This window comes from Lactobacillus bombicola (genome assembly GCF_900112665.1).
GTDB classification, from domain to species: domain Bacteria; phylum Bacillota; class Bacilli; order Lactobacillales; family Lactobacillaceae; genus Lactobacillus; species Lactobacillus bombicola.
This window is the reverse complement of sequence record NZ_FOMN01000001.1, coordinates 181,433-193,065: the sequence shown is the minus strand read 5'-3', so window position 1 is coordinate 193,065 and position 11,633 is coordinate 181,433. Positions and strand designations below refer to the sequence as shown.

The 11,633-nt window shown below is 34.9% G+C and carries 12 protein-coding genes; 9 read left to right on the top strand and 3 right to left on the bottom strand.

Annotated features, from left to right (window positions below; translation table 11 throughout):
- Positions 1-70 precede the first annotated feature (70 nt).
- The 3 genes from BM203_RS00885 to BM203_RS00875 all read right to left on the bottom strand — a co-directional run bounded on the left by BM203_RS00885 (position 71) and on the right by BM203_RS00875 (position 2,490).
- A complete protein-coding gene (locus BM203_RS00885; RefSeq protein WP_090092012.1) occupies positions 71-949 on the bottom strand; it encodes a YitT family protein in 879 nt (292 codons plus the stop codon).
- A 96-nt stretch (positions 950-1,045) separates the two neighbouring features.
- Positions 1,046-1,594: a peptide-methionine (S)-S-oxide reductase MsrA gene (gene msrA / locus BM203_RS00880; protein WP_090092011.1), complete on the bottom strand. Its 549-nt coding sequence runs from the start codon at positions 1,592-1,594 to the stop codon at positions 1,046-1,048.
- Positions 1,595-1,662: 68 nt separating this feature from the next.
- Positions 1,663-2,490 carry a pyruvate, water dikinase regulatory protein gene (locus BM203_RS00875; RefSeq protein WP_090092009.1) on the bottom strand — a complete coding sequence of 276 codons (828 nt, stop codon included), beginning with the start codon at positions 2,488-2,490 and terminating at the stop codon, positions 1,663-1,665.
- A 186-nt stretch (positions 2,491-2,676) separates the two neighbouring features.
- Between BM203_RS00875 and rpsU the strand changes: the two genes are divergently transcribed.
- The 9 genes from rpsU (at position 2,677) to dnaG (ending at position 11,624) form a co-directional block, all read left to right on the top strand.
- On the top strand, positions 2,677-2,853 hold the full coding sequence (gene rpsU / locus BM203_RS00870; protein ID WP_046306945.1) for a 30S ribosomal protein S21: 177 nt from the start codon (positions 2,677-2,679) through the stop codon (positions 2,851-2,853).
- A 131-nt stretch (positions 2,854-2,984) separates the two neighbouring features.
- Positions 2,985-3,428 carry a GatB/YqeY domain-containing protein gene (locus BM203_RS00865; RefSeq protein WP_090092007.1) on the top strand — a complete coding sequence of 148 codons (444 nt, stop codon included), beginning with the start codon at positions 2,985-2,987 and terminating at the stop codon, positions 3,426-3,428.
- A 21-nt stretch (positions 3,429-3,449) separates the two neighbouring features.
- A complete protein-coding gene (locus BM203_RS00860; protein ID WP_090092006.1) occupies positions 3,450-4,403 on the top strand; it encodes a PhoH family protein in 954 nt (317 codons plus the stop codon).
- The gene (gene ybeY / locus BM203_RS00855; protein ID WP_090092004.1) at positions 4,403-4,927 is read left to right on the top strand and encodes an rRNA maturation RNase YbeY; all 525 of its coding nucleotides are present in this window, start codon (positions 4,403-4,405) and stop codon (positions 4,925-4,927) included. The genes BM203_RS00860 and ybeY overlap by 1 nt, the downstream gene beginning before the upstream one ends.
- A complete protein-coding gene (gene era, locus BM203_RS00850; RefSeq protein WP_090092002.1) occupies positions 4,927-5,835 on the top strand; it encodes a GTPase Era in 909 nt (302 codons plus the stop codon). The genes ybeY and era overlap by 1 nt, the downstream gene beginning before the upstream one ends.
- A gap of 2 nt (positions 5,836-5,837) precedes the next feature.
- On the top strand, positions 5,838-6,593 hold the full coding sequence (recO, locus tag BM203_RS00845) for a DNA repair protein RecO (protein ID WP_090092001.1): 756 nt from the start codon (positions 5,838-5,840) through the stop codon (positions 6,591-6,593).
- A 245-nt stretch (positions 6,594-6,838) separates the two neighbouring features.
- Complete coding sequence (glyQ, locus tag BM203_RS00840; protein WP_090091999.1) at positions 6,839-7,756, top strand: glycine--tRNA ligase subunit alpha; 918 nt, start codon at positions 6,839-6,841, stop codon at positions 7,754-7,756.
- The gene (gene glyS / locus BM203_RS00835; protein WP_090091998.1) at positions 7,749-9,815 is read left to right on the top strand and encodes a glycine--tRNA ligase subunit beta; all 2,067 of its coding nucleotides are present in this window, start codon (positions 7,749-7,751) and stop codon (positions 9,813-9,815) included. The genes glyQ and glyS overlap by 8 nt, the downstream gene beginning before the upstream one ends.
- 18 nt (positions 9,816-9,833) lie before the next feature.
- A complete protein-coding gene (gene dnaG / locus BM203_RS00830; RefSeq protein ID WP_090091996.1) occupies positions 9,834-11,624 on the top strand; it encodes a DNA primase in 1,791 nt (596 codons plus the stop codon).
- Positions 11,625-11,633: the final 9 nt, after the last annotated feature.

The following is an 11,633-nucleotide window of genomic DNA, read 5'->3' as shown; positions in this document are numbered from 1 at the left end:
AATTAACATAACTAAAAAGCCATTCCATTTATCATGGAGTGGCTTTTGTGGTATCACATATAGATATATTTTAAACAATTTCTTGTTCTTTAAATGTCCCATAAACACGTTCTACTTCGGTGACACTCATGAAGGCATAGGGATCACTTTTTTGAACAATTTGTAAAACATCGTACATATCATAGCGATTAATAACTGTTATTAAAACTTTTTTTTCTATGTGACTGTACGCTCCTTCGACATCGTGAAAAATTGTGATGCCGCGATGCATTTTTTCTTGAATTCCATCAATAATCGCTTGTGGCTGATCTGTGACAATTGTGACTTGCAATTTTTGGTGTTGGGTATAGACAGCATCAATCACCCGTCCATTAATAAAAATAGTCAGGGCCGAGTATAAAGCACGATTCCAGCCAAAGGCAACACCGGCAGCAGCAATAATTACTAAATTAATAAAAATACTTACCTTGCCATAACTTGTGCCCGTTTTTTTCTGAACAACAATTCCCACAATATCTAAGCCACCAGTTGAGATGCCATTTTTTAAGGCAAAACCAGTTCCCAAGCCATTAATCATTCCCCCAAAAATTGCGCAAACAAGGGGATCAACATGCATATTAACTGGTTGTAGCACGCGCATCATAAGCGAGCCCAAAATTACCGTGATAATTGTAAAAAAAGTAAACTTGTGCCCAATCTTAAACCAAGCAACTAAAAGTAGTGGCACATTTAAGGCAAAATACATTGCCGAAGTTGTCAAAGTGAAGGGGAGATAACGTTCACTCAATGTATTAATTAATTGAGCAAATCCGGTAATACCAGAAGAATACATGTGCCCCGGACCCCAAAAAAGATTTAACGCAATTGCTACTGCAATTGAATAAAAAAATGAAGCTGAAATCTTTGAAAGTAAATTATAACGTCTGTTAAAGGTATCGAGTCGATCCATTATTCACATTTTCCTTTTGTCCTAAATAATAGTAATTCATTTAATTCAGTGTAACAAAAGTTGGGGAGGTAACCAACTGAGAAAATTCAGTTAATTTTATTTTTGCCAGTGTTCTTTGATAAAAGTTAACCGACCACCAGCTTCCTCTAGTGCATAGCGATTGGGGGCCTTTTTATAGAAATCTTGATGATATTCTTCAGCTGGATAAAAAGGTTGAGCCGGTTCTATTTTGGTAACAATCGGTGCAGTAAATCTGCCACTTTCTTGGAGCTTCTGCTTTGATTTTTCGGCAGCTAACTGTTGTTGGCCAGAATTATAATAAATAACTGGGCGATAATTATCACCTCGATCTTGAAACTGGCCCATGGCATCAGTTGGATCAGTTACTTGCCAATAGTATTCTAATAATTGGTCATAAGACATCAGCTCTGGATCATAAGTTATTTCAACTGCTTCTGTGTGCCCAGTCAATCCACTGGCTACTTGCTCGTAAGTAGGGTTAGGGACGTGACCGCCGGTATAGCCAGAAATCACCTTTTTGACACCAGGTAAAGTGTCAAATGGCTCTACCATACACCAAAAGCAGCCCCCAGCAAAGATGGCTTTTTGAAAATTTTGTTTTTTATCCTTATTTATATTTGCCATTTTATTGACCTCATTTCATCTTGCCGGACTTAGGTAAAAAATATTTAAGACCGGTCTTAAGTGCTTGTTTATTCTTCAATTCCCAGATGATCTAAAATCAAGGCAGCCGTTTCCTCGATTGACCGGTTGGCAACATTAATAACAAAACACCCCAGTTCATTGTAAAGCGTTTGGGCAGAATCAAGTTCTTTTTTAATTGCGTCTGTATTTGAATAAGTGGTATCGGGATTTAACCCATAGGCAATCATTCTTTGCCGTCTAATTTCATTTAATACGGATAAGTCATTGGTCAGACCAATAATTTTTTTAGGATTAACTTGATATATCTCCTTTGGAATATGCGTATCTGGTACTAATGGTAAGTTAGCTACTTTTAAATTTTTATTAGCTAAAAATAAAGAGAGTGGTGTTTTTGAAGTTCGAGAAACACCTAATAAAACGACATCAGCTTCTAAAAAGCCCTTTGGATCTTTGCCATCGTCATACATTACGGCAAACTCCATTGCAGATATTCGATCAAAATATTTTTGATTCATTTTATGTTGGGCACCAATTTTCTTAAGCGGTCGGCTACCAGTAGCGCTTTGAATTGCTTCAACCACTGGAGATAAAATATCAATCCCATGGATATTATGTTCCCGAATAAAACGAATTACTGGTAACTGCATTTCATCTTTAACTAAACTATAGATAATTACCAAATTAGGATACTTTTCGATTTCTTGAAAAGTTTCTGCCAATTTTTCTTTATTATAAACGAATGGATATCGCCGATAGTTAATTTGAGCATCGGGGAATTGCGCTGCTGCTGCCACTGCATTATTAAAAGCAGTATCACCAGCAGAATCAGAAATAATTATAATATTAACTTCTTTTTTTGGGGTTTCGTCAGTCATTGTCTGCTCCTTTTTTCATTTATTATACAATCTCCCTTTAATATTAACAGATTTTAAATAGCTAAAACGGCAATGAAAAATAATTTTAAAAAATATTGCTTGTATGTATTGACCGATGAATATGGTTTGATATAATTTAAATAAATGTATGACGGAAACGTCAAGAAATGGAAGGAGGGATCACATATGGCCAAGACTGTTGTTCACGAAAACGAGTCTATTGATGATGCTCTTCGTCGTTTCAAACGTTCCGTTTCTAGAAGTGGTACTTTGCAAGAATATCGCAAGCGCGAATTCTATGAGAAGCCAAGTGTACGTAGAAAGCTGAAGTCAGAAGCAGCTCGCAAGCGTAAGCATTATTAATATAAAAAAACGACTTCTATCTATATATGGTAGAGGTCGTTTTTTAGATATTTTACTAAGAATATTTATTTTATACCTATAACAAGATTTGTTATAATTTAAGCAAGCTATATTAGAAAGAAGGGATTACTGTGAGTTTATCAGAACAGATAATGGCTGATATGAAAGATGCGATGAAGGCACATGATAAAGTTAAGTTGAACACTGTGCGGATGATTAAGGCTGCTTTAATGAACGAAAAAATCAAAGTAGGGCGTGAATTGAATTCCGATGAAGAATTAACAGTTTTAAATCGTGAAAAAAAGCAACGTGAAGAATCATTGGCTGACTTTGTTAAAGCTAAGCGTACTGATTTAGTTGAGGAGACTAAAAAAGAATTAACCGTTATTGAAGCCTATATGCCTAAGCAACTTTCACAATCTGAGTTGGAAAAAATCGTTAGTGCAGCAATTGCTGAAGTCAGTGGTGCAACTAAAGCTGACTTTGGTAAGATTATGAAAATTTTAATGCCTAGAATCAAAGGTAGGGCAGATGGAAAAGTTGCCTCTAACCTGGTTAAAAACAAACTGAGTTAAGCAAGAAAGGGAGCAAAGATATTGGCTCAAACTAATTTTATTCCTAGAAATCCAGAAAATATTCAAAAGTTAGTTGGGGTTAATGACAGCAATCTTGATTTGTTAGCAGAAGGATATGATATCAGTATCACTGATACTGGAAACCAAATTCTGCTTGCAGGCGATAGCAATAATTGTCAAAAAGCAATTGCTGTTTTAAAAGCCTTAGACAATGTAGTTAGTGCTAATATTAATATCAGTGCTCCTGATATTGTCAGCGCAATGAAAATGGCGGATAAAGGGATTACCGAATATTTTCCTGATCTATATAAAAAAATTCTAATTCGGGATGCTAAAGGCAAACCGATTAGGGTGAAAAATATCGGTCAAAAAAATTATGTTGAAGCAATCGAAAAAAATGATGTCGTATTTGGTATTGGTCCTGCTGGTACTGGTAAGACATTCATTGCCGTTGTTTGCGCAATTGCAGCTTTTAAAAAGGGTGAAGTTTCACGCATTGTTTTAACCCGACCAGCAATTGAAGCAGGTGAGTCACTTGGATTTTTACCTGGAGATTTAAAGGAAAAGGTTGATCCATATTTAAGACCAATTTACGATTCTCTTTATTCTATTTTGGGTACGAATACGACTGATCATTTGATGGAACGGGGAGTAATTGAGGTTGCTCCACTTGCGTATATGCGTGGGCGTACATTAGATGATGCATTCATAATATTAGATGAAGCTCAAAATACTACTGATGCGCAAATGAAGATGTTTTTAACTCGTTTAGGATTTAATTCCAAGATGATTGTTAATGGTGATATGACGCAAGTCGATTTACCTGGACGCCAGCGTAGCGGTTTAGTAGACGCTGAGCATATTTTAAAAGATATCAGTCATATTAAATTTATTCAGTTTTCAGCTAATGATGTTGTTAGACATCCAGTTGTAGCTAAAATCATTAATGCATATGAAAAGAAAGAACAAAGTTAATGACCCCAATCGATATTACTTATAATGATGAAGTTGATTTTTTACAAGATAAAAAATGTAACTGGCAAAAGTGGATTACTGACCTATTATTGTTAGCCAAAAATGAAATTGGTAAAGAAAATAATTTAGAAATGAGTATTAACTTTGTCAATGAAGAGCGTAGTCAAAAAATCAATTATAAATATCGTGATAAAAATCGACCAACTGATGTAATTTCCTTTGCGATTGAAGACGGTGAAGATAAGTTTGAGATTGCCGCTTTTGCAGCAGATCCTGATTTTTGTGAAGATATTGGTGATTTGTTCATGTGTCCGAGTGTCATAAGAAGACACAGTGAAGAATATGGTACTGGTTGGCAGCGTGAGTTTGGCTACACCCTTGTTCATGGCTTTTTACACCTTAATGGGTATGATCATATAGAACCTGACGAAGCAAAAGAAATGTTTGCCATTCAAGGTAAAATTTTAAAAAACTATGGCTTGCCTTTATATGCAGACCAGTTAGATGAGGGCAGAGGTAAATAATGTCAAATAATGAAAAAAATAAGTCTGGTTTTGTTGCGTTAATTGGTAGACCCAATGTTGGTAAATCAACTTTAATGAATTATTTAGTGGGTCAAAAAGTCGCAATAACTTCTAACAAACCGCAAACAACGCGTAATAAAATATCAGGTATTTACTCTACGTCAAGTATGCAGGTAATTTTCGTTGATACACCAGGAATATTTAAGCCACATGGTGAACTTGATGACTACATGGATAAAGCAAGTTTATCCAGTTTAAATGATGTTGACTTAATTTTATTTATGGTTGAACCAGAAAAAATGGGTAAAGGTGACGAATATATCGTTAATCTTTTACAACAAGTTAAGGTACCAGCATTTTTATTAATTAATAAAGTCGATCAGGTTAATCCAAACGACTTATTAGGAATAATTGATGAATATCGTCAATTAAATCTTTTTAAAGAATTTTTACCAATATCTGCTACTCAGGGAATTGGTATTTCTGACTTAAATCAAGTTTTATATGACTATTTACCAGAAGGTCCAGCCTACTATGACTCTGAGCAAATTACCGATCGGCCAGAATATTTTATGGTTAGTGAATTAATTCGTGAGCAACTTTTAAATTTAACTGCCGAAGAAGTACCCCATGCAGCTGCCGTATGGGTTGAACAAATGAATCAGCATGAAAATAACAAGCTGCAAATTGAAGCTACAATTTATGTCGAAAAAAGTGGGCAAAAAGGGATTATTATTGGTAAAGAGGGGAAAATGCTTAAGCAAATAGGCATTAATTCCCGTAAACAAATTGAGGACTTATTAGGTGAAAAAGTTAACCTGCACTTGTGGGTTAAAGTTCAACGTAATTGGCGATCTGATCCCCGCTTTTTGAAGCAGATTGGTTATAATAAGAAGGATTTGTCCTAAAAATGGCACGTGAACTCAAAGAAGTTCAAGGAATAATTTTTAAACGGCAAAAATACAATGAAGCTGATGTCTTAGCTAAAATTATAACTAAAAATTACGGCATAATTACCATGCTTGCTCGCGGAGCACTACGTCCCAAGTCGAAGTTAGGCGCAGCCTTACTTAACTTTTCTTACGGTACTTACATTATCTATACCAATGGTCATGGGCTTAGTAATTTACGAACTTATAAAAATATAAAACAATTTAATCATATTTTTACTGATATAAATAAAAATGCGTATTCTTCTTTCATTTTAGATTTAATTGATCATGCCTTTATTGAATATCAACATATAGATCAATATTACTTATTAGCTGATTTTGCTTTGCAAAAAATCAATGCTGGAGTTGACGCAGAAATGATTACTCAAATCGTTCAAATGCAACTTTTAGCTGCATTTGGGGTAAAGCCAGAACTACGTCACTGCGTTATTTGTAGGAAAGAAAAAGGCAATTTTGATTATTCAATAAAGTATGGCGGGGTTTTATGTAGCGACCATTTTTATACTGATCATAATCGCCTCCATCTAAAGCCTAAAGAAACGGCTGTTTTAAGAACGATTGGGCTATTACCAGCTGAACGATTGGGTGAAATTACAATTAGCGCTCAAACTAAAAAAGCAACGCGAAAAGCAATTGACCAAATTTATCAGGCAACGATTGACTTAAACTTAAAAACCAAAAAATTTTTAGACGAGTTAAATTTATTAACTTAGTTTGCTTTAGCTTATCCTTGGATTATGGTAAAATTAATTTGTATTTTGGCAATGATAAGGAAGAAGAAAAGTACCAGTTAAGCGAGTGTTAGATAGTGCAAGGACATCTGGGAAAAGGCACCTTTAGTCAATAATTAAGTGCAGGGTATATTTTCCCTGAATTAGGGTGGAACCGCGATTAAATCTCGTCCCTATGCAAGTTTTGCATAGGCTTTTTTTATGGTCTAATGCAGAAAGGATTAAAAATGACAAAGAAAAAATTAAACATTCAAAATATGATTTTTAAATTAGAAGAATTTTGGTCATCCAAAGGCTGCATGGTTATGCCTTCATATGATGTAGAAAAAGGGGCTGGTACAATGAGCCCGTATACATTTTTACGGGCTGTGGGGCCAGAGCCATGGGCTGCTTGCTATATTGAGCCATCAAGAAGACCAGCTGATGGACGTTATGGTGATAATCCCAATCGCTTATTCCAACATCATCAATTTCAAGTAGTAATTAAACCAGCGCCGACAGATATTCAACAATATTATCTAGATAGTTTAAAAGTTTTAGGAATTAATCCACTTGAGCATGATATTCGCTTTGTTGAAGATAATTGGGAAAATCCTTCAATGGGGTGTGCCGGTGTCGGTTGGGAAGTATGGCTTGATGGAATGGAAGTAAGTCAGTTTACTTATTTTCAAGTTGTCGGTGAACTCGAAGTTAAACCAACAATGAGTGAAATTACTTATGGGGTTGAACGTTTAGCTTCATATATTCAAGATGTTAACTCTGTTTTTGATTTGGAGTGGGGCAATGGTGTTTTATACCGCGATATCTTTAAAGAAGCAGAGTATGAAAATTCAAAATATGCGTTTGAAGAATCAAACCAGGAAGACTTGTTAAAATTCTTTGATGTTTATGAAAAAACAGCACAGGAATTAATTAAATTAAATTTGGTTCAGCCAGCATATGATTATATTTTAAAATGCTCGCATACGTTTAACTTGCTTGATGCACGCGGAGCAGTTTCAGTAACGGAACGGGCGGGATATTTAGCGAGAATTAGAAATCTTGCCCATGAAGTAGCTGTTTGTTTTGTCAAAGAACGGGAAAAAAGAGGTTTCCCGCTATTAAAGAGTGCAGAAGATAAGAAAGCAGGGCTTGAAAATGACTAAAGATTATTTATTTGAAATTGGGACCGAAGAGATGCCAGCACATGTTGTCACCCGTAGTGTGAATCAACTAGCTGACAAAACCACAAAATTTTTAAATGAAAATGGTTTAAAGTTTAAGAATATCAAAACTTTTTCTACGCCAAGACGTCTAACGATTTTAGTCGAAGAACTTGCTGAAAAGCAGGATGATATTGATGAAATCAAAAAGGGACCAGCTAAAAAAATCGCCCTAGATCAAGATAATAATTGGACTAAAGCTGCTCAAGGTTTTGCTCGTGGGCAAGGAATGTCCGTTGATGATATTTATTTTGAAGAACTTAAAGGTGTAGAGTATGCCTATGTTCATGTTAAAAAAACGGGGAAAAAAGCTAGTGAAATTTTGTTAAACATGAATAAGGTAGTTAAGGCCATGACCTTCCCTACTAAAATGCGTTGGGCGGTCAATGATTTTGAATTTATCAGACCAATTCACTGGATTGTATCTCTTTTTGGCAATGAAGTTATTCCTGTCAAATTATTGGATATTACAGCTGGTCGTAAAACTGAAGGTCATCGTTTCTTAGGTGATTCAGTAGTATTAGCTAATACGGGCGATTATGAAGATGCTTTAAAAGATCAATTTGTCATTGTTGACGCAACTAAACGTAAAGAAATGATTGTGACGCAGATGTCTGAATTGGTTAAAGAAAATAATTGGAAAATCAAACCAGATTCCAGTTTGCTTGAGGAAGTGACTAATTTGGTTGAATATCCAACTGTTTTTGCAGGAACATTTGATGAAAAATACTTACAAATGCCAGCAGAAGTATTGATTACTTCAATGAAAGATAATCAACGGTACTTTGAAGTTTACGATCAAGATGAACACCTAGTTAATCATTTTATTTCTGTACGTAACGGTAACCAAGATTTTCTAGAAAATGTTATTTCAGGGAATGAAAAAGTTTTAGTTGCACGTCTTGATGATGCCCAATTCTTTTATGATGAAGATAGAAAATATCCGCTTAGTCATTTTATACAAAAACTCGATAATGTTTCTTTTCATGACAAGATTGGTTCAATGTCAGAAAAAATCAAACGTGTTCGCATCATTGGTAACTTTTTAGCTGAGAAATGGCAATTAGATGAACAAACAATCGCTGATTTTAATCGGGCTAGTGAATTATATAAATTTGACTTAGTTACTCAAATGGTTGGTGAATTTGCTGAATTGCAAGGTGTGATGGGCATGCATTATGCTAGCTTAGCTGGGGAGAGACAAACAGTCGCTGTTGCAATTAAAGAGCATTACATGCCAACCACTGCCGAAGGTGAATTACCACAAACTATTGTTGGTTCTCTTTTATCAATTGCAGATAAATTGGATACAATCATTACCTTTTTTGCGGCAGGTATGATTCCCAATTCATCAAACGATCCATATGCTCTACGCCGTTATGCATATGGGATAGTGCGTATTTTATTAAATCAAAGTTGGTCTTTACCATTTAATAAAGTTTTGCCTGAAATTGTAACCGAACTTGACGGTCAAACCTCGGCTAAGTTACCTAAGACTGAGCTACAAGATGATGAGATTGCTTCATTTATTCGGGATCGGATTAATCAATACTTACAAAGAAATCAATTTAAGTATGACATTATTGATGCCGTGTTAGCTTCAAATCAACAGGATCCGATTCAAATTTTGTCGGCAGCTAATGTGTTGCAATTGCACCATGATGATGAACAATTTAAGCCAGTTGTTGAAAGCTTAATTAGAATAAATAATATTTTAAAGAAAGCTGAATTCAAAGGGCAAAACATAATTAATCCAGACTTGTTTGAAAATGAAAGTGAGAATAAGTTATTTATCGAAGTAAATAATTTAAGTAAGCTTACCAATTTGACAGCTTTATATGAAGGCTTTGTTGAAATACAGCCAATTATAAATCTTTATTTTGAAACTAATATGATTATGGCCAAAGATGAAACAGTTAAGAATAATCGCTTAGCACAGCTTAAGTTGATTTCAGAATTAGCTACTGGATTAGGGGATTTAAGTAAGCTGGTTATTAAATAGTTATTTGTAGGTGATGAAGTGGCTGGATTAATACCTGAGCAAACAATTGCTAAAGTACGAGAAAATATCAATATTGTGAACGTTATCAGCCAATATGTATCACTTGAAAAAAAAGGTAAAGATTATATTGGCCTGTGTCCTTTTCACCAAGAAAAAACGCCTTCCTTTACCGTTAATGAGGGTAAACAATTCTTTAAATGTTTTGGTTGCGGTAAAGGCGGTAATGTTTTTACCTTCTTAATGGAAAAGGATGGTTTGACTTTCCCGGAAAGTGTTCAAAAGGCAGCGAATTTTGCGCATATTGATATTGGGGACGTAACCCATGCTAGAGCAGAAAACTCTAATATTTTAATTAAAATAAATGAGCAAGCAGCAAAATTTTATCAACGTGTACTAGTTTCAACTAATGCAGGAAGACGTGGACTTGAATACGCCAAGCAGCGAAAACTAGATGCAAAAATAATTGACCATTTTAAAATTGGCTATGCGCCCCGGCAAAACGACTTACTTTTGACTTACTTAAGAGGACGTGATTTTCAAGATAGTGACTTGTTAAAAAGTGGCTTATTCGTTCAGACAAAAAATGGTAGCCTGCTTGATCGTTTTCGTGACCGGTTAATGTTTCCGATTGCAAATGAGGGTAGTTATGTCATTGGTTTTTCGGGAAGAAGAATTACTAATGACAAAACTGAGGCAAAATATATTAATAGCCCAGAAACAAAAGTTTTTGCAAAATCAAAGGTACTTTTTCATTTTGCTGAGGCCAAAAAAGCCGTTCGTGATGAAAACCATTTAGTTTTATATGAAGGATATATGGATGTAATTGCAGCTTATCAAGCCGGGATAAAATCGGGAATTGCTTCTATGGGAACAAGTCTTACCGATCAGCAGCTTTACATGATTCGTAGAATTACTAAAAATATTATTATTAATTACGATGGCGATGACGCTGGTATTCATGCGGAAGATCGTGCAGTTAAAATGTTTGCTCAAGCTGGTGGATTTAATCTAGGTATTGTAATATTACCGGAAAAATTAGACCCAGATGAATACATAAAAAAATATGGCGCAGAAAATTATACTAAAGAAGTTAAGGGGGCACTGACGCCAACTGACTTTTTCTTGAAACGCTTGGCTAAAAAATATAATTTAGATAACGATCGCGAAAAATTAGCATATATTGATGAAGCAGTTAAAGCAATTGCTAAATTAACTAATCCCGTCGAACAAGATTTATATTTAGATAAAATAGCGCGCGAGCAAAATGTCTCTTTTGATTCTTTAAAGGCGACCTTAGCACGCTATAGACGTCAATTTAATATTGCTCAACGGCGTAAAGAAAATAGTTTGATTGATCAAAGTAGGCAAATGCCGCCACTTAAATCGACTCAAGAGACCGCAATTGATCCGATTCAAGTGCGTTTATTATATTTATTCATTCATTCTACTCATGCACGCGATTATTTATTAAATAAAAAATTTTTATTTCCAGATGAGGCTTTTCAAAGATTAGCGGAATTATGGTTAAGTTTTAGTGAAGAACAAGAAAATCCATCCGTCAATAGTTTCTTAAATTTTATTCCAAGTCAACTTCAAGGTATAATAGTTAATACCGAAATGACAGACATGCCCCAGGATTTTTCAGATCAAGAAATTGATGAGCAAATTGATGCATTAAAAATGCGAGAAATTCGTACGCAATTGCATCACTTAATGAATGAATTGCAAGATGCCAAAAGAAAGACGGACACTAAAGAAATAATGACAATTACTCAGAAAATTTTAGAGTTAAAAAGAATTCAGGGTTAAAGGGGGGCT